The following is a 17,385-nucleotide window of genomic DNA, read 5'->3' on the forward strand; positions in this document are numbered from 1 at the left end:
ACACCAATATTCTCACTCATACGACAGAATTAACACGACATTTCAGCACTGTCCGATTAAACCGCCGACACCACCAAAAATAAAAGCGACTGTAGTAGTAGTGGCCGTGGCCAGTGCACCAATACCGATTGCAGTGGCTGCCTGGAGTGCGTAGGCAACTAAGTAGAGCAGGGACAGCGTCGCACCACGGTGCTCGACGGGAGCTGTGTGGTTGATGATGCCGAGCCCGCCGGAGAACGCGAAGGAGTAGGCGACTCCGCCGACGATGCACCAGACCAGAAACAGCACAATGGACCCGAACACTACAGCAGCGGTCATCAGTGCGAGGCTGAGTATGGTCAGAATCGCCCCGAGTCGCACTGAGATGTGTGCCGGTACTCGTGACAGCAGCAGTGCTGTGACACCGATGGCTCCGGATGAGCAAGCCAACAGCATACCGACCATGGCGGCGCCGGGAGTCTGGACGAACTGATCGAGCATGTGTGCACCGAGTGAGAGGAAGATCGCCCCGACGCAATAGGCAAGTGCTACGGATAACGTCGCGACCGAGAAGGTCAGCCGTAGTTCTGGAAGGAGTCGCAAAACCTGGGGCCGCCACCGTCGGGAGTCGGCAGGCCGGTCGTCAGGCGCCAAGGCGAGGGCGACCGCTGCTGCGAGAGCCAACGCAAGCAGAATGATGTAGCTCCAGACCAGAGGCATGGGCACGAATTGAGCGAACACTCCGCTGAGTACCAGAGCGAGCGTGAGGCCGGTGGCCGATGCCACGGTCGCTAGTGAGCTAGCGAATCTTGGATTGGCCGCGGTGTTGTTCTCGACCAGCGAGGCCGTCGCTGCACTCATCGCCAGACCGGAACCAGCCCCTTGCAGCACACGTCCCACGAAGAGGAACGCCACATTCGGCGCGACAGCGAAGACGAGCGCCGAGACGGTCACCAGCCCCATACCCCAGATCATCACGAGCCTGCGGCCGAACTGATCGGACAGGTTGCCGAAAAGCGGGAGGACGACGAGTAACGATAGCTGGTAACCGGGCCTTTGAGATGCTTGGAGATCAGTGGAGTCTGGTGATCCTCAGGGACGTCGCACTTCACGACCGGCGCAGTTTCCGAGAACTACTCACGGCTAACGCCGAGGGGATCAGTGCCCCCGTACTATCGAGGCGGCTCACCGATCTGACGGAAGCCGGGTTTTTGACCAAGGCTGATGCGCTGCTTGGGAAACAAGGCAGATACTCGCTGACCGAACTGGGGCTGCAGACGATTCCGCTGATGGTGCAACTGGCTCGAGTCGGCATCCTCATCGACTCTACAACAGCCGAGCACCAGCCGGATTTGGCGCGCTCAACAGATGCTTCCACCCTGGACGCGAGGATGGCGGAACTCCGAGAGCAGCATATCGGCGCCTGAGTCAGGGCAAATGCCGCCGCATCACCCGGCGGACTCCAATGGGAAGATCAGTAGCGAGCCCGTGGCGCTCGCGACAGTCTTACCGTTCACGTCGACGATCTCCCCCTCAGCAAACGCAACTCGACGCCCGGGTTTGACGACGCGACCTGTGCAGGTCAAGGGGCCGCTATCAGCACTGACCGGTCGCAGGAAGTTGGTCTTGATTTCAATGGATGTGTACCCGGTGCCTTCCGGCAGCGTCGTGTGGACAGCACAGCCGAGCGCCGAGTCGAGCAGCGTGCACACGAAGCCGCCGTGCACCATTCCGATCGGGTTGTAGTGGGATTCGTCCGGCATGCCCTGGAAGGCAACCAAACCGTGCGCGACTTCGGTTAGCTCCATGTTGATGTGATTCGCGATCGGTGCGTTCGGGAGCTCCCCGGCGGTCATTTTCTTCATGAAGTCGATGCCGTCCAGTGTCGGCAACTGGGCCAGGCCCACCTGCGGGTCTTCCCAACGGACGAGAGTAGCTCTTTCTGACGTGTGCGCGCTCATGTAGCAAGTTCCAATCTGTTCATAGTGACTTCGGATGCCGGTCAGCTCTGGTCGGAGTCCGGCAGGGGCACGTTTTGCAGTCGCAGCTGTCCGCGCGCCAGCACCTTGGAGGTCGCGTCGTCGGTGATGACGACCTGCCACAGCTGCTGGGTACGTCCCTGTTGGAGAGCTTCGGCCTCGACCGAGGCACGTCCGCCGCTAGAAGGCCGCAGGAAATCGGTGGCATTATGCACGCCGACGGCATACTGTCCACGCTCCGCGACCGCCTGGCTAGCCGCGACGCTGCCTGCCGATTCGACAATGGTGGTGTAGAGGCCGCCGTGGACTACTCCCCAGGGGGTGAAGTGATCCTCGCCAAGGTCGACATGGCCGGTCAATCGGGCATCCGAGATCTCGTCAATAACGAATCCCGATGCGGCGACGAAGCGGCTCGCCGCTTCCAAAGAGACATCGGGGACGCTTGCGGGTTTGGCAGTCATTTCAGGCTTCCTCATTTCTCGCTGCTAATTCTGAAGCCACAGTACACCGCCGATGTCGTCAATCACACACTGTGGGAGCGAGGAGTCCGGTGGTGCATGCACTGGTTCGATATCGACATCAACATCTGCGCGATCCAAAGTACGCTAGCTGAGGTCCAGCAGCGTGCGCAGTTGATCGAAGGCTGCTGGGATGATGCTGTAGTGAGCCCACTTGCCGCGCTGTTCGCGAGTCACCAGTCCGGCATCGACGAGTTTTTTCATGTGATGGCTCACGGTGGGCTGGGTAATGCCCAGTTCGTCAGTGAGGTTGCAAGCGCAGACTTCTTGACAACCTTGCGCGGTGATATGGGAGAGCAGCCGCAGGCGGGTTGGGTCCGCCAAGGCTTTGAGCATCCCGGCGACCTGTTCGGCCTGGGTTGCACTCATCGGCCCCTCAGTTAGGGAGCAGCATTCTGTACTGGATGGTGTAGCTAGGTTCGTCTCGTCAGTGGTGGTGCTCATGACACCATGATACATTGACGTTCATCTAAGTGTCAGGGTAGCGTCATGCCTGATGAATTGATGAGCGTCAATATGAGGGATTCGCAAAAACATGAGCACTACTGTGAACGATACCGCTGCGGCTACGGGGTCGCCGGTGATGAAGGAGATGTCCTTCTTGGACCGTTGGTTAGCGGTCTGGATCCTGTTGGCGATGGGTGCAGGGCTGCTGCTGGGCCGCTTTGTGCCGGGGCTGAATACGATCTTGGACTCCATGACTATCGGCGGGATCTCGATCCCAATAGCCGTCGGACTGCTAGTGATGATGTATCCGGTACTGGCCAAGGTTCGATATAACGAGACCCAACGGGTCACCGGTGACCGCAAGCTGCTCATCCTGTCCCTGGTATTGAACTGGGTGCTCGGGCCGCTGTTCATGTTCGTACTGGCCTGGGTGTTTTTACCGGATCTCCCCGAATTCCGCACCGGTCTGATTATTGTCGGGCTCGCTCGGTGTATTGCCATGGTGTTTATCTGGAATGACATGGCCTGCGGTGACCGCGAAGCCGCGGCGGTGCTCGTGGCGATCAACTCGGTGTTCCAAGTGGTGGCCTATGGCGCGCTGGGCTGGTTTTATCTTCAGGCGCTGCCCTCCTGGCTGGGGTTAGAAACCACTTCGGCCGAGTTCTCGATCACAGCCATCGTGGTATCAGTGCTGGTGTTTTTGGGCATCCCGTTGCTGGCCGGCTTCCTGACACGGACCCTCGGCGAGAAAGCTAAGGGACGCCATTGGTACGAGGAGACGTTCCTGCCCAAGATCGGGCCCTGGTCGCTGTACGGACTGCTGTTCACCATCGTGCTGCTGTTCTCGTTTCAAGGTGAGGCCATCACATCACAGCCGTTGGATGTGGCCCGGATGGCCGTGCCGCTGCTGCTGTACTTTGTGTTGATGTTTTTGGTCAGCTTCTTCGTCTCCAAGATGGTGGGGCTGAACTATGCCAAGACCACGTCGGTGGCGTTTACGGCCTCGGGCAATAACTTCGAATTGGCCATCGCTGTGGCGATTGGGACCTTCGGGGTCACCTCCGGCCAAGCGCTGGCCGGAGTGGTCGGGCCGCTCATCGAGGTCCCCGTTCTGGTCGGACTGGTCTATGTCGCCCTATGGCTGGGGCGCCGTCTCTTTCCCCAGGACCCTACCGTCCCCACCATTCGCAAGGCACAAGACACCGACGCCGTAGACACTGCCGCGACCACCACAGAAGTTTGAAATTATGCCTACCCCAGAGACTATTCCCAGCGTGCTGTTCGTCTGCGTCAAAAACGGCGGCAAATCTCAAATGGCTGCAGCGTTGATGCGCCACCACGCCAAACAAGCCGGTGCCCCGGTGGAGGTACACTCTGCCGGCACGAAACCTGGAACCGCCATTAACCAGCTCTCCGCAGAGGTCACAGCGGAGGTCGGTGCTGATATGTCCGGCGAGACCCCGCAGGTCATAAACCCGGATCTGCTGGCTAGCGTAGATCGGGTGGTGGTGCTGGGCGACGAAGCCTCCGTCGAACCGATCGAAAACATGACCGGCACCATTGAAACCTGGTCCACCGATGAACCGTCCAAGCGCGGCATTGAGGGAATCGACCGGATGCGTTTAGTCCGCAATGACATTGATGCCCGTGTCCGCAGTTTGCTGACCGAACTCACCGCCACCGCCGATGATTCTTCGATGGTGGAGCGGCCCTCGGTGCTGTTCGTGTGCGTGCACAACGCGGGACGTTCGCAGATGGCGGCAGGCTTTCTTCGGGAGTTGGGTCAGGATCGGATCGAGGTCCGGTCCGCCGGATCTGAACCAGCTGATCAGCTCAATCCGGTGGCCGTAGAAGCCATGGCCGAAGAGGGCATTGATATCACCGCAGCTGCTCCGAATATTCTCACGCCCGAGGCAGTGCAAGCATCTGATGTGGTCATTACTATGGGTTGCGGGGATGCCTGCCCGATCTATCCGGGCAAACGCTACGAAGATTGGGAACTCGATGATCCGGCAGGTCAAGGCATCGAGACGGTCCGGGACATCCGGGACGACATCAAGGCTCGGATTGAGCAGCTGGTCTCAGAGCTCATGCCCACCACTGACGCTCAACAGCAACGCTAGACTACGCCACCGCGCCCACAGGCCCGAGGAGAATACTCATGCCACACGATATGATTCAGACTCAGACCACCCAGCACGCCGATGAGCTGCCGGTGATTGTTATCGGCGCCGGCCCCATCGGCTTAGCAGCCGCCGCCCACCTACGCGAGCGTGGGCTGAACCCGCTGGTGGTTGAAGCCGGGTCCTCTGCGGGAGCAGCCATCGCCCAATGGGGTCACACCAGATTGTTCTCCCCGTGGCAATACAACATCGATGAGGCCGCCCGCCGGCTGCTAGAAACCACCAGTTGGAATGCGCCGGGTCCGGATCATTTGCCCACCGGTCACGAACTCATCCAGGACTACCTGACGCCCCTGGCAGCAGCACTGGGCGATATTGTGCGCACCGAGACGCGCGTGGTCGCGGTCTCCCGATCTGGCATCGATAAAACTCGCAGCGCTCACCGAGAAGACACCCCGCTGCTAGTCCGGGTCAGCCACACGGATGGATCGGTTCGCGACCTGCTCGCCCGTAGCGTCATCGATGCTTCGGGCACGTGGTCCCAGCCCAACCCGCTAGGCCAGTCCGGGCTGCCCGCCCGTGGTGAGATCGCAGCGAAGACCAATGGCCGCATTACTGACCCGCTGCCCGACGTGAACGGAACCGACCGGGATCGATTCGCCGGACGACACGTGTTGGTTATCGGTGCCGGGCACTCAGCGGCCAATACGCTACTAGATCTGGCTGAACTGGCCGAACACGCCCCGGACACCCGGATCAGCTGGGCGATCCGCGGTGCTGACGTCTCGTCGGTCTATGGCGGCGAAGATAGCGATGAATTAGCCGCCCGCGGAGCCCTGGGCACCCGCCTACGCCAACTGGTCGAGTCAGGGATCATTGAGGTCCACACGTCCTTCGTCATTACGGGATTCCACACCGCCGGCCAGAAATTGACCGTGCAGGCGGCCACTTCGTCCAAGAAGCGGGATCTGACCGTTGACATACTGATCCCAGCCACCGGTTTCCGACCCGAACTGGGCATCCTCTCCGAACTCCGATTGGAAATGGATCCCGCGATGGAAGCACCCCGGCAGTTGGGGCCATTGATCGATCCCGAATTCCACTCATGTGGCTCCGTTCAACCGCACGGTGAGCGAATACTGGCCCACCCCGAACCCGGTTTCTACATCGTAGGAATGAAAAGCTACGGTCGAGCCCCAACCTTCTTGATGGCCACCGGCCACGAACAAGTCCGCTCCATCGCCGCAGCCCTGGCCGGCGACCAACAAGCAGCCGACCACGTCCAACTCGATCTTCCAGAAACCGGCGTGTGCACCACCGACCTGGGCGGCACCTGCGATACCCCGCTCTCACCCCTGACCCAAATGGACGATGACGACCACGGATGCTGCACACCCGCCGCAGCGGAGCCGGTACTAATTCCTGCCCGCACCTCCACCTGCTGCTAAATCACCGGCCTGAATTCTTGACCAGTTCGCTCATAGACAGACCCAAGCGTTGGCTACGCAGCGCTTCTTCAGGTCGGGAGGCAGGGAGGCCAGCTGTCACTGAACTATGCCTTTCGAATCGTCAGGAATGTGACTGTTAGCCAGGAATGGCGGTCTTTAGTAGCTTCGTTTGGCGACTTTTCTTCATCCTGGCCCGCAAACGTTTTTCAGGAATTGGACTTCCCAGATAGCGGCGCACCCGGTCAGAGCCCATCTAAGCTCTGCTCTGCGCATGACGTTTCACGAGATCTTCAGCCAGTTCGTGGAGACGTTGTCGCGCAGCTGCGGGCGCAAGCACTTCAATGTGGTCAGCAAACTGCAGCAGCTGGCGAACGGCTTCGATCTCCTTGTACTGGATAGCCACCTGGCTCCATTCTTGGTCCACCGGTATCGACTCTTGCAGCCGGGTGCCAAGAATTCGATGAGCAAGATCGAGCCGGCTGGTCCGTAGGCGCGCGGTGATCGTAATCTCGCCAGGAGCTTCGACCGACTCTTTTAACGACGACCACACCGTACGCAGAGTATTGCCCGGACGCGTTACCACAGGATCTTTCGTTACTTCATAACTCAAAAGCCTACCGAGGGCATACATACACGGCTGTCCACCATGGTCAGCGATTAAATACCAGCGGGTCGACTTCGCAACGACCCCGTAAGGGTCGACAAGGTACTGGACAGGGTGATCGGCATTGCTATGCCGGTATGTAATCCGCAGTCTCTTTCCCTGTTGCAGATCCACTGCCAGGTCAGCGATATCCACCACATGATCTGGGCGGCTCATCCACGACGTATTTTCTATCAGGATGAGATCACGGAGGGGTACTGGGTTGGCGCGCGCGGATGACCGATGCTGGTGAGCGGCGATTTTTCTGAAGGCCTGTTGGGCAGCGGCAGACAGATTCAACTGTTCGAGCTGGGTGCTATCTAACCCTCCGATGGCGAGTGTTTCCAATTCACCGGGATCGAGGTGGGAAACATTCAGACGTGCGCCCGTGAGAAGGACAATCCCTCCATTGCGTCCCCTTTCCGCATAGACCGGGACTCCCGCCGCTGATAGGGCCTCGACATCCCGAAGGACAGTTCGACGCGAGACTTCCAAGCGCTCGGCGAGATCGCGGGTGGTCATCTGTGGGCGTGCCTGTAGGAGCAGCAACATCGACAGGAGTCTGGCGGACTTCATGTCACAAGTCTCGCATAAAAGGTGACAGGTTCTGTCATGTTTTTCTGGTTAGGTCGATTGTGGCCATCAAGTCCGGCCACGAATCCATGAGTAAGGAGTCGTCATGACTGCACCTAATCTATTTTTAATCTACGTCCAGGATGCGGAAGCTGCTACAGCTTTCTACAGCGATCTGTTCGACATCGAGCCCGTTTTCACGAGTCCACGCTATGTCGCGTTTGAGGTTGCTCCGGGTGTGCTGTTTGCCTTGTGGACTGGTCGTAATGAGCATGCTGTCTCCACTACTCCGCGGGTGAGTGAAGTTGGCTTGATGATTCCTGGGACGGCTGCTGCTATCGACAATCTTTATGAACGCTGGGTCAAGAAGAATGTCACAGTGATCGAAGCACCCTATGATGACGTCTTCGGTCGTACGTTCGTGGTCGCTGATCCTGACGGCAACCTGATTCGGGTCGCTCCAGTGGATTGATTTTCAGTGTTGCGTCATCGTCCGTATTTGATACAACTTTGGTGTCTCTTCCACACCTTCTTCGTTTAACCCACAGGACCTCCACCCGGAGTTCGGGCGGAGGTCCTGTTGGGAGGTTTTAGAAGCGAGAAGGTTTAGCTTTCGTCTTCTTCAACTTTTTCGGCAACCAGGGTTTCGGTGGTCAATACCATACCGGCGATCGATGAAGCGTTAGCCAGCGCGGAACGGGTGACCTTTACCGGGTCGATGATGCCTGCGTCAACGAGGTTGCCGTATTCACCAGTTGCGGCATTGTAGCCTTCATTCGGTTTCAGTTCGGCAACACGAGAGACGACGACAGAGCCATCTTCGCCAGCGTTCAGGGCGATCCAGCGAGTTGGCTGGACAATGGCGCGACGCACGACGTCGACGCCGGCTACCTGATCGGATGGCAGATCCTTCAGTTCCGCGGCGTCTTCAAGGGCAGCAGCAGCGTTGATCAGCGCGGTACCGCCACCGGCAACGATGCCCTCTTCGAGTGCTGCACGGGTAGAAGCGACGGCATCTTCAATGCGGCCCTTGCGCTCTTTGAGCTCAACCTCAGTTGCGGCACCAACCTTGATAACGGACACGCCACCGGCCAGTTTGGCCAGGCGTTCCTGCAGTTTTTCACGATCCCAATCCGAGTCGGTTGATTCGATTTCGGATTTGATCTGCGAGACGCGATCAGCAACATCCTGGGCTTCACCGGCACCATCAACGATAGTTGTGACTTCCTTGGTGACCGTCACACGACGTGCCGAACCGAGAACTTCGGTGCCAACCTGATCCAGTTTCATACCGAGGTCTTCAGAAACAACCTGCGCACCGGTCAACGTCGCAATATCTTGCAACATAGCCTTGCGGCGGTCACCGAAGCCCGGGGCTTTGACAGCAACAGCATTGAGCGTGCCACGCAGTTTGTTCACGACCAGGGTGGACAGGGCTTCACCCTCAACATCTTCAGCGATGATGAACAGTGGTTTCTTTTCCTGCAAGACGGTTTCCAGCAGCGGCAAGAAGTCCTGCACATTGGAGATCTTGGACTGGGTCAGCAGAATGTATGGATCGTCCAATACGGCTTCTTGACGCTCGGCGTCAGTCACCATGTATGGCGACAGGTAGCCCTTGTCGAATTCCATACCTTCGGTGATTTCCAGTTCGGTATCGGTGGTCGAGGATTCTTCCACCGTGATGACGCCATTGACGCCCACTGTGTCGAATGCCTTGGCCAGCAGTTCACCGATCTCATCTTCGCCCGAGGAAATGGCAGCAACGTGGGATACGTTGTCACCAGATACCTCAACGGCGTTTTCCAACAGGCGCTGCTGCAGTACTTCTACCGCAGCCTCAACGCCCTTGCGAACTTCGCCCGGGGCTGCACCGGCTGCAACCAAACGCATACCTTCGTTGACCAGGGCCTGGGCAAGAATGGTTGCGGTGGTTGTACCGTCACCGGCGATATCCTGAGTTTTGGTGGCAACTTCTTTTGCCAGCTGTGCGCCCATGTTTTCGTATGGGTCTTCCAGCTCGACGTCGCGAGCAATGGTCACGCCGTCGTTGGTAATGGTGGGGGCGCCCCATGCTTTATCGAGAACGACGTTACGGCCTTTCGGGCCAAGGGTTACCTTGACGGTATCGGCCAACTTGTCGACACCGGCTTGTAGCGCGCGACGGGCTTCGTCGTTGAAAATTAGCTGTTTAGCCAACTGTGCTCCTTAGTGATCGTTTCGAAAAATGTTTCTGAAAACTCAGACTTATTTTTCGATGACGGCAAGCACGTCACGAGCGGACAGCACGAGGTATTCCTCACCGGCGTATTTGACTTCGGTGCCGCCGTATTTGGAGAACAGCACGACGTCGCCTTCGGAAACGTCAACGGCGACGCGTTCGCCGTTGTCTGCCACGCGGCCCGGGCCGACAGCTACGACTTTTCCTTCTTGTGGTTTTTCCTGAGCGGTATCAGGGATGACCAGACCGGAAGCAGTGGTCTGCTCGGCGGCCAGTGGTTCTACTACGATGCGGTCCTCAAGAGGCTTGATGGAGACAGCCATGAATCTCTCCTACTACAGTAAAAGGTATATATTCTTCATTTGCCGGGTAAGCCACCCGTCGTCGCGGGTGCCGGATGGCTGGAACCTAAAGGCTTTAGCACTCACGCGGTGCGTGTGCTAATCCCAACTGTATTACCCCGTTAGCACTTGGTCAAATAGAGTGCTAAATTCTCGAGCCTTAATTATTTACATAAACAATTTATATACTTTAGTTATGACTCCCGAGACTCCAACACCCCCCACACGACGTCTCAGATACCGCGAGCGCAAACAATCCCCACGCGTTCGATGAACGACCATTAGCCAATCAAATCGTTGCTTCCTCCTCCAGATTTGCCCGCGCTGTGACCCAAGTGTCGGGCATTCCCATTTCTCCGCTGTCGATGCGTGTACTGGGCTATATCGACCGCAATGGACCACAACGCATTTCCTTGATGGCATCAGTTGAGTCCATCTCTCAGCCCGCTATGACATCGGCCGTCAACCGCTTGGCAGACGATGAACTCGTGATACGCAGGCCAGATCCGCTGGATGCACGCGCTCAACTGGTAGATCTCACCGACCGCGGACACGACATGCTTGCCGAGTACCGTGGCCACATGGCTGAGGTACTCCAGCCCCGACTGGATGCTTTAGCTGCGGATGACTATGCAACCGTGGAGCGCGCGGTCGCAATTTTCGAAACCCTAACCAATGATCTGACAGGATTGCCTAACGTTCGAAAGAAGTTGATCTGATATGTCCAGTGCTGCCACCGGACAATTCTTCAAACAGCCCGCCAGCGTGTGGGCTATTACCTTTGCCACCGCCGCTTCGTTCGTCGGCATCGGGCTGGTTTCTCCCATCCTGCCGACGATCGCCACCGAATTAGATGCCTCAGCATTTGAATCCATGCTGTTGTTTAGCTCGTATCTCTTCGTCATAGCGTGCATGATGTTCTTCGCCGGGGTCATTTCGACGCGCATCGGTATTAAAGCCACACTGGTCACCGGGCTCGTGATCATCGTGCTCTTCGCGAGCCTGGCCGGGCTTTAGGACACGATTGGCCTGCGTGCAGGCTGGGGTTTTGGCAACGCACTGTTTGTGACCATGGCATTGGCCGTCATTGTCGGAGCCGCGCACGGCCGTTCGACACATGCCATCGTCCTGTATGAGGCTGCACTGGGCTTGGGTATGGCACTGGGCCCACTGGTGGGTGGCACACTCGGGACAATCTCGTGGCGGACACCTTTTCTCGGCACAGCGATCATGATGGCGATAGCCGCCACCACGGTGGCACTGTTCGTCAAACCCTTACCAAAACCGAAACCCGTGCCGCTCACAGCGGGCTTCGCTGCCCTGCGTCACCGTCCACTGTTGTTATGGTCGTCGGCTTCACTGTTATATAACTTCACGATCATCTGTATGTTGGCATATGCACCGCACGCACTGACCGGTGCGGCCGCCGCATCCGGTGCGGACTACACTTCGCTGACCTTAGGGCTCGTCTTTTTCGGTTGGGGTACAGCGCTTGCCGTCTGCTCGCTGGCACTGCCGGGGCCGATGATCAGATACTTCGGTCTAGTGCCGGCCATCCTTATTGCACTGGCACTGATGGCCGCCATGATGACGGTGTTGGCGCTGAACACTCACAGTATGGTCATGGTCATGACCGGCATCATCATCTTGGGTGGTTTGCAGGGCATGTCCAACACGATGTTTACCGAAGCAGCGCTCAATGCGACCGATGTACCGCGCAATATAGCCTCATCCGCATTTTCGGGCTTTCGATTCTTCGGTGGCGCAATGTTCCCGCTCGTCTCAGCACCGCTGATTACCCTGTGGGGCGCGCCCGGACCGTTTTGGGGCAGCCTCATCGTCCTGACCGCAGCACTGGTCATCGTGGCCACTGGCTTCCGAGTATTGCCAAACTCACCGCTACAGCGCGGGCGCATCTTTACCCGGGTGGCCTCCAGCGCGCCGGCCCATACGCACTCCCCTGGTGCATGAACCGGGTACGCTGGGACTTGTGTCTGATACAACTGCTTCTGAACTTGCCGGCGTGCTCACACCCGAGGGCTTCAAACTACTCAATACATTGTGGCGGGACGGTGAATACCAGTCTGTTAAGACGCTGAAACTCGCCGAATCCTTGCGGGCCGACGGCTATGAGGCATCCGTGGTGAATGCCGTGTTGACCCAATTGAAGCTCAGGACCCAGGCCGAGGCGAAGTTCGGCCCATTTGTGGATCAAATGATTTTTACTGACGCCGGTCTGCAACAGGCCACCTCCCTGCAAGTGGCCGCCCACCATGCTCGGCGTTTTGCTCGCGCAGGCGTCGACGAGGTGGTCGATCTCGGTTCGGGGCTTGGTGCTGATGCGCTCGCCATCGCTGGGATCGACATTCCCGTCATTGCCGTCGAAATTGATGAGACCACCGCGGCTGCCACCACCATCAACTTGATGCCGTTCCCACACGCGCGAGTCCAGGTCGCTGACGCCACACAGTGGGTTGAAGATAACCCGGCCGACGCCGAGATCGTGCGGGGCTTTTGGCTCGATCCGGCGCGTCGCAAGACACTCTCCCACGGCACCGTGCGTATCTTTGAGCCTGAAGCATTCTCACCACCGCTATCCTTCGTAGAAGATCTCGCTGACGCCGGTCATGCGCTCGGGGTCAAGCTCGGTCCAGCGCTAGCACACGACGTCATTCCAGAGACCGCCGAGGCACAGTGGATCTCGCTACACGGCAGTGTGGTCGAGGCCGTCCTGTGGTTCAACATGACCCAGCGATCCGATGTTCGTCGCGCGGCCCTGGTGATCAACGCAGGTGGTGCCGCCGAGCTAACAGCCTCCACGGATTTTGGTGGCTCACCGGAAGTGCCTGTCACCGGGATTGAGGGTGCGACCGGCTACCTCTATGAGCCCGACGGAGCGGTCATTCGTGCTGGGCTCATCACTGATCTGATGGTCGAACACTTCATGGATGGCGATGCCACCGACGCTGCGGCAGGTCGTCAACTGGATGAGCATATCGCCTATTTCTGCTCGGATACATACGTCGAAACCCCATTTGCGACGGGATACCGCATCGTTGAGGTGCTGCCCTATAAGATCAAAACGTTACGCAGCTATATCAAGAACCACCATGTCACGCGCTTGGATATCAAAAAACGCGGCGTCGACGTGTCACCAGAAGAATTGCGCCGTACACTCATGCAGGGGCACAAGACAAACAAACCAAACGCCGGGGCACACCTTACCCTGGTGCTGACCAGGATCGGCGATGCTCGCTACGCCATCGTTGTAGAGCCCATCTAATCTTAGAACCAGAGCCGTCGAGAGATATACAGGTCATCTTATGACACCGGATTGGGTGCGCTACGCACACAGGTACAAACGCAAAGAGCGTCGAAACGCCATCATCATGGGCATCATAGGTGCGCTATTCGCCGCGGTCGGTGTGTTCCTGTTGTTCACAGGTGCTGTATGGATAGCACTGACGGGCATGATGTTTGGTCTCGCCAACATACTCGGCGGAGTGCTCGTGTGGAGCCAGGCAGATGGTTCCCACGGTTCCACAATGGTTGCGATCCTCACGTGTCTGTTGTTTACCGTCTTCAGTGTGCTCATGATCATTACGTCAGTCGTTGCACCGGCAAGTTTCGGGCATCGAGGGCCAGTCGGTATGGCGATCGCCGGCGGCCTCGGTCTGGCATTTTTTGGACCGGGGTTGATCGTGCTCATCATCAAATACACCCGACGGCGGCGCACCCGGTAAGAAAGGTATTCGCTTGCAGGTCTCCGAAACAGTCCAAGCGCCCGAATGGTTCGGGGCGGCCGCCCGTGCCAACGCGTTCTTCCCAGTGTTGATGGGCATCTACATGATCGTCTATTCCGTCTGGTGGGCCGTCGCGTGGGGATCGCCAGGTCTCATCGCTTTCGGGCTGGTGGTAGTGCTGGCCGCTGCCTTTATTATCCGGGGAATCCGACACATTCGACACGCACAACAGTTTGAGGCGGTGGAGTCGCCCGACAATACGCGCATCACTCGCGCGATGGGCATCCTCAACAGCGTGACGCACCCAATCTGGTTGGTAGGCATGATGGTGCTGCTCATCATCGGACAAGAACAGTGGATCATGCCCGTCATCGTATTCGTGATTGGAGCACATTTCTTGCCGATGGCACGAATCCTGGGCCGGTGGATTGACTATCCGCTGGGACTGCTGATGATAGCGTTTGCGGTCATCAGCGGGTTCCTCGCAGCAGATCCAGCTGCATCATGGAGCACAGTTTTTGCGGTGGCAGGCACCGGCGGAACGATCACCACGGGTTGCTACGCGGCATACATGGCTCAACGCTATGGGCAGATGACGCGCGCAGCTGGACTGTCTTTCCCTGACGTTTAGAAGTAGACCGCCAGTGGTCCGTCGACGTCATCAATAATGCGCACCGAGGTGCCGAAAATTTCGGACAGTACCGAAGACTTCATGGTCTCAGAACAGGCATCGAAGTGGGTGACCTGACCGTCATTCATTGCCAAAATATTGTCCGAGTACCGCGACGCGAAGTTAATGTCGTGCATCACCAAGATGACGGTGCGGCCCAGGTCATCGGCCGCGGCACGCAACTGACGCATCATTTGCACCGAGTGGCTCATATCCAGGTTGTTTAGGGGCTCATCAAGGAACACGTATTCGGTGTCTTGGGCGAGCACCATTGCCACGTACGCGCGCTGTCGCTGACCCCCCGAAAGCTCGTCGAGGTACCGGTCTTGGAGTGCTGTGAGGTTCAAAAATTCCAAGGACTTGTTGATATGTTCCTCGTCTTCGGCCGTCAGTCGACCATGCGAGTGCGGGTAGCGGCCAAAACCGACGAGCTGACGGACGGTCAGCCGGGTCACGAAGTGGTTTTCCTGGCGCAAGATGGCCAGGGTTTTGGCGACATCGTTGGACTTGGCTTTCGCCACGTCCAGACCGCCCACGGTGATGTTGCCAGTGTCCGGGTTGAGCAGGCGTCCCATCATCGTCAAGACCGTCGACTTGCCGGCACCGTTGGGGCCCACTAGTGACGTAATACCGCCGGATGGGATTTGAAGATCGATGGGACCGATGGTGGTTTCGCCCGAATAGGTTTTCTGCACGTTTTCGAGGGTAATCATAACCGTCCCTTCCGCATGATGACAATGAGAAATACTAGCCCACCGATGAGCTCGACGATGATGGTAACCGCACCCTGAGCGTAAAAAATATGCCGCAAGACAAAATATGCGCCGGTCAGCAGCACGAAGCCGAGCAGAAAGGCGATCGGTAGGATCGCCCGGTGGCTATAGGTATCAGCGATCGAATAGGCCATGGTGGCCACCAGGAACCCCAAAAACGTCATGGGGCCAACCAGCGAGGTGGTCATCGCCATCAAGATCGAGACCGCAATCAGGACTTTGATGGTCTCGCGGCGGTGGTTGAGCCCCAGGCTGGTGGAAACCGCTGATCCAAGTGACAGGGTGTCGAGTCGCCGAGCATGGTGCCATATCCAGAACGCCACCACTGCCACGATGGGGATCGCGTAGGGTAAATATTCGGTGCTGGCGTTAGAAATGTTGCCCATCAGGCGAGCTGTCAGCACATCGAATTCGTTGGGGTCCAGCATACGTTGCATGAAGGTGGTCAACGAGGCCAGTCCGGCGCCCATCACCACACCGACGAGTAGCATGGTGTGAATATTGGTGAATTTTGAACCGAGTAGCCAGGAATATAGCAACGTAGCAAAAACTACCATCACCACAACCTGGAAGAAATACGAGACAATACCCCGCGTCATGGCGGCTCCGGCAATACCGAAGATGAACACCGCCGCAGTGTTGATCAGCCCGTAGAGGGCCTCGAATCCCAAGATCGACGGGGTGACAATACGGTTCGATGTGACCGTATGAAACGCGACCGTGGCAAAGGCGTGCGCTGCCGACACGACGGCTATGACCAGTACGGAAGTGACGCGACCCTCTGCGATCTTCCAGAACCCTTCGGTGCCAAACGGCATCGGGTTATCGTAGGTAATGGTGGCAATGGTCAGTGCGATGCCAGCCAGGCTCAAACTGATCAGACCCACGAGCCAACGACGTCGATGGGCCTGGTTAATGAAGGTGGATGTAGAGACCGTGTCCACGGTGGTGTTAGCCACGACGGCCCCTTTTCACAATGAGATAGACGAATACGGTTGCCCCGAGGACACCGAGAATCATCGATACCGGGATTTCGAACGGCATGATGATCGTCCGGCCGATAATATCGGTCAGCGTCACGACGATGATGCCGACCATCACGACCCAGGGCAGATTCGATCTTAGGTTATCGCCGCGAAACATGGAAACAATGTTGGGCACCACCAGCCCCAAAAATGGCAGGGACCCGACGACGACAGAGACGACGCCTGTGGTGACCGCGACGATGAGGATGCCGGTCAGCAGCACGGCTCGATAATTCAGTCCCACCGAGGTGGCGATCTCTTTGCCGAGTCCGGCTACCGTGAATCGGTCAGCAATGAAGTACACGATGATGGTCATCGCAGCCACGATCCACAGCAGTTCGTAGCGCCCACGGGTGATCCCGGTGAAGGAACCGGCAAACCAGATGCCGAGGTTTTGCAGCATGTCGGTCTGCAGGGCAACGAACGTTGACACCGCGCCCACAACGGCACCGAGCATGAGACCAACAATGGGCACTACCAGCGAGGATTTCAAGGCCACACGTTGCAGAAACGCAAAAAAGATGAAAGTACCGATCAGCGCGAAGGCAATCGCCACGACCATGCGCAACGTTAGGGAAGGTTGGGGAATGAAGATGTAGGTCAGGATCAGCCCGAGCCCGGCCCATTCAACGGTTCCGGTGGTCGATGGCTCGACGAACCGGTTTTGCGTCATCAGCTGCATAATGAGCCCAACCACGGCCATAGAGGCGCCGGATAAGATGAGCGCGATGGTTCGCGGAACACGAGTGACGAAAAACATCTCGGTCCCGCCTTCGGAGTTTAGGTCATACACTCCGATAAAAAGCGACGCTGTGACCAGGCTGATGGTGACCATCAGCCCGATCAACAGCGGCCAGGTACGTGACCAGAGCCCAGGTTTATTCGATGCACCGGTGGATGTC

The 17,385-nt window shown here is 57.9% G+C and carries 18 protein-coding genes and 3 pseudogenes; 11 read left to right on the forward strand and 10 right to left on the reverse strand.

Translation table 11 applies throughout. The annotated features are described in order from the left end of the window. Positions 1-42: 42 nt before the first annotated feature. Positions 43-1,014: pseudogene (locus ACYVJT_RS09400) on the reverse strand (MFS transporter); the annotation flags it as partial. Between the two features lie 26 nt (positions 1,015-1,040). On the opposite strand from ACYVJT_RS09400, the gene ACYVJT_RS09405 reads away from it, so the two are divergent. Then, on the forward strand, positions 1,041-1,406 hold the full coding sequence (locus ACYVJT_RS09405) for a winged helix-turn-helix transcriptional regulator (protein ID WP_343956040.1): 366 nt from the start codon (positions 1,041-1,043) through the stop codon (positions 1,404-1,406). Between the two features lie 21 nt (positions 1,407-1,427). Here the strand turns inward: ACYVJT_RS09405 and ACYVJT_RS09410 are convergent, their stop codons facing one another. The 3 genes from ACYVJT_RS09410 to ACYVJT_RS09420 all read right to left on the reverse strand — a co-directional run bounded on the left by ACYVJT_RS09410 (position 1,428) and on the right by ACYVJT_RS09420 (position 2,920). Then, complete coding sequence (locus ACYVJT_RS09410) at positions 1,428-1,940, reverse strand: PaaI family thioesterase (protein ID WP_343956041.1); 513 nt, start codon at positions 1,938-1,940, stop codon at positions 1,428-1,430. Between the two features lie 41 nt (positions 1,941-1,981). Then, positions 1,982-2,434, reverse strand: coding sequence for a PaaI family thioesterase (locus tag ACYVJT_RS09415; RefSeq protein WP_343956042.1), 453 nt, complete (start codon positions 2,432-2,434; stop codon positions 1,982-1,984). A gap of 129 nt (positions 2,435-2,563) precedes the next feature. After that, on the reverse strand, positions 2,564-2,920 hold the full coding sequence (locus ACYVJT_RS09420) for an ArsR/SmtB family transcription factor (RefSeq protein ID WP_343956043.1): 357 nt from the start codon (positions 2,918-2,920) through the stop codon (positions 2,564-2,566). Between the two features lie 91 nt (positions 2,921-3,011). Here ACYVJT_RS09420 and arsB point away from each other — a divergent pair, with 91 nt between their 5' ends. The 4 genes and pseudogenes from arsB (at position 3,012) to ACYVJT_RS09440 (ending at position 6,494) form a co-directional block, all read left to right on the forward strand. Further along, positions 3,012-4,166: an ACR3 family arsenite efflux transporter gene (gene arsB / locus ACYVJT_RS09425; RefSeq protein WP_343956044.1), complete on the forward strand. Its 1,155-nt coding sequence runs from the start codon at positions 3,012-3,014 to the stop codon at positions 4,164-4,166. Between the two features lie 4 nt (positions 4,167-4,170). Then, a pseudogene (locus tag ACYVJT_RS09430) lies at positions 4,171-4,587 on the forward strand (arsenate-mycothiol transferase ArsC); the annotation flags it as partial. A gap of 33 nt (positions 4,588-4,620) precedes the next feature. Continuing rightward, positions 4,621-5,046: an arsenate reductase ArsC gene (locus tag ACYVJT_RS09435; protein WP_343956111.1), complete on the forward strand. Its 426-nt coding sequence runs from the start codon at positions 4,621-4,623 to the stop codon at positions 5,044-5,046. Between the two features lie 38 nt (positions 5,047-5,084). Further along, positions 5,085-6,494, forward strand: a complete 1,410-nt coding sequence (locus tag ACYVJT_RS09440) for an FAD-dependent oxidoreductase (RefSeq protein WP_343956045.1) — start codon at positions 5,085-5,087, stop codon at positions 6,492-6,494. Between the two features lie 253 nt (positions 6,495-6,747). Here ACYVJT_RS09440 and ACYVJT_RS09445 read toward each other — a convergent pair whose 3' ends face one another. Beyond that, a complete protein-coding gene (locus ACYVJT_RS09445) occupies positions 6,748-7,713 on the reverse strand; it encodes a helix-turn-helix transcriptional regulator (RefSeq protein WP_343956046.1) in 966 nt (321 codons plus the stop codon). A gap of 103 nt (positions 7,714-7,816) precedes the next feature. On the opposite strand from ACYVJT_RS09445, the gene ACYVJT_RS09450 reads away from it, so the two are divergent. Next, complete coding sequence (locus ACYVJT_RS09450) at positions 7,817-8,182, forward strand: VOC family protein (RefSeq protein ID WP_343956047.1); 366 nt, start codon at positions 7,817-7,819, stop codon at positions 8,180-8,182. A 134-nt stretch (positions 8,183-8,316) separates the two neighbouring features. On the opposite strand, the gene groL is transcribed toward ACYVJT_RS09450, so the two are convergent. Further along, positions 8,317-9,909: a chaperonin GroEL gene (gene groL / locus ACYVJT_RS09455; RefSeq protein WP_343956048.1), complete on the reverse strand. Its 1,593-nt coding sequence runs from the start codon at positions 9,907-9,909 to the stop codon at positions 8,317-8,319. 48 nt (positions 9,910-9,957) lie between these two features. Then, positions 9,958-10,254, reverse strand: coding sequence for a co-chaperone GroES (gene groES, locus ACYVJT_RS09460; RefSeq protein ID WP_499418338.1), 297 nt, complete (start codon positions 10,252-10,254; stop codon positions 9,958-9,960). Positions 10,255-10,598: 344 nt separating this feature from the next. Here groES and ACYVJT_RS09465 point away from each other — a divergent pair, with 344 nt between their 5' ends. The 5 genes and pseudogenes from ACYVJT_RS09465 to ACYVJT_RS09485 all read left to right on the forward strand — a co-directional run bounded on the left by ACYVJT_RS09465 (position 10,599) and on the right by ACYVJT_RS09485 (position 14,646). After that, on the forward strand, positions 10,599-10,991 hold the full coding sequence (locus ACYVJT_RS09465) for a MarR family winged helix-turn-helix transcriptional regulator (protein WP_343956050.1): 393 nt from the start codon (positions 10,599-10,601) through the stop codon (positions 10,989-10,991). A gap of 1 nt (position 10,992) precedes the next feature. Next, positions 10,993-12,243 (forward strand): annotated as a pseudogene (locus tag ACYVJT_RS09470) (MFS transporter). 19 nt (positions 12,244-12,262) lie between these two features. Then, on the forward strand, positions 12,263-13,555 hold the full coding sequence (locus tag ACYVJT_RS09475) for a THUMP-like domain-containing protein (RefSeq protein ID WP_343956051.1): 1,293 nt from the start codon (positions 12,263-12,265) through the stop codon (positions 13,553-13,555). Positions 13,556-13,595: 40 nt separating this feature from the next. Then, positions 13,596-14,015 (forward strand): hypothetical protein, encoded by a 420-nt coding sequence (locus ACYVJT_RS09480; RefSeq protein WP_343956052.1) that lies wholly within the window; start codon positions 13,596-13,598, stop codon positions 14,013-14,015. A gap of 13 nt (positions 14,016-14,028) precedes the next feature. Next, positions 14,029-14,646, forward strand: a complete 618-nt coding sequence (locus ACYVJT_RS09485; RefSeq protein WP_343956053.1) for a hypothetical protein — start codon at positions 14,029-14,031, stop codon at positions 14,644-14,646. Here the strand turns inward: ACYVJT_RS09485 and ACYVJT_RS09490 are convergent. The 3 genes from ACYVJT_RS09490 to ACYVJT_RS09500 are packed head-to-tail and all read right to left on the reverse strand — an operon-like array spanning position 14,643 to position 17,333. Next, positions 14,643-15,398 carry an iron ABC transporter ATP-binding protein gene (locus ACYVJT_RS09490; protein ID WP_343956054.1) on the reverse strand — a complete coding sequence of 252 codons (756 nt, stop codon included), beginning with the start codon at positions 15,396-15,398 and terminating at the stop codon, positions 14,643-14,645. The genes ACYVJT_RS09485 and ACYVJT_RS09490 overlap by 4 nt on opposite strands. Next, the gene (locus tag ACYVJT_RS09495) at positions 15,395-16,417 is read right to left on the reverse strand and encodes an iron chelate uptake ABC transporter family permease subunit (RefSeq protein WP_343956055.1); all 1,023 of its coding nucleotides are present in this window, start codon (positions 16,415-16,417) and stop codon (positions 15,395-15,397) included. The genes ACYVJT_RS09490 and ACYVJT_RS09495 overlap by 4 nt, the downstream gene beginning before the upstream one ends. Then, on the reverse strand, positions 16,410-17,333 hold the full coding sequence (locus ACYVJT_RS09500) for an ABC transporter permease (protein ID WP_343956112.1): 924 nt from the start codon (positions 17,331-17,333) through the stop codon (positions 16,410-16,412). Before ACYVJT_RS09500 ends, ACYVJT_RS09495 begins: the two co-directional genes overlap by 8 nt. Positions 17,334-17,385 lie beyond the last annotated feature (52 nt).

This window comes from Yaniella soli (assembly GCF_054782375.1).

Excerpts from the sequence above, each read along its gene's own strand:
- ACYVJT_RS09415 (WP_343956042.1), bottom strand. The coding sequence starts at position 2,434 with ATGAGGAAGCCTGAAATGACTGCCAAACCCGCAAGCGTCCCCGATGTC.
- ACYVJT_RS09435 (WP_343956111.1), top strand. The coding sequence starts at position 4,621 with ATGGTGGAGCGGCCCTCGGTGCTGTTCGTGTGCGTGCACAACGCGGGA.
- arsB (WP_343956044.1), top strand. The coding sequence starts at position 3,012 with ATGAGCACTACTGTGAACGATACCGCTGCGGCTACGGGGTCGCCGGTG.
- ACYVJT_RS09420 (WP_343956043.1), bottom strand. The coding sequence starts at position 2,920 with ATGAGCACCACCACTGACGAGACGAACCTAGCTACACCATCCAGTACA.
- ACYVJT_RS09445 (WP_343956046.1), bottom strand. The coding sequence starts at position 7,713 with ATGAAGTCCGCCAGACTCCTGTCGATGTTGCTGCTCCTACAGGCACGC.
- ACYVJT_RS09480 (WP_343956052.1), top strand. The coding sequence starts at position 13,596 with ATGACACCGGATTGGGTGCGCTACGCACACAGGTACAAACGCAAAGAG.
- ACYVJT_RS09490 (WP_343956054.1), bottom strand. The coding sequence starts at position 15,398 with ATGATTACCCTCGAAAACGTGCAGAAAACCTATTCGGGCGAAACCACC.
- ACYVJT_RS09410 (WP_343956041.1), bottom strand. The coding sequence starts at position 1,940 with ATGAGCGCGCACACGTCAGAAAGAGCTACTCTCGTCCGTTGGGAAGAC.
- groES (WP_499418338.1), bottom strand. The coding sequence starts at position 10,254 with ATGGCTGTCTCCATCAAGCCTCTTGAGGACCGCATCGTAGTAGAACCA.
- ACYVJT_RS09450 (WP_343956047.1), top strand. The coding sequence starts at position 7,817 with ATGACTGCACCTAATCTATTTTTAATCTACGTCCAGGATGCGGAAGCT.
- ACYVJT_RS09405 (WP_343956040.1), top strand. The coding sequence starts at position 1,041 with ATGCTTGGAGATCAGTGGAGTCTGGTGATCCTCAGGGACGTCGCACTT.
- ACYVJT_RS09440 (WP_343956045.1), top strand. The coding sequence starts at position 5,085 with ATGCCACACGATATGATTCAGACTCAGACCACCCAGCACGCCGATGAG.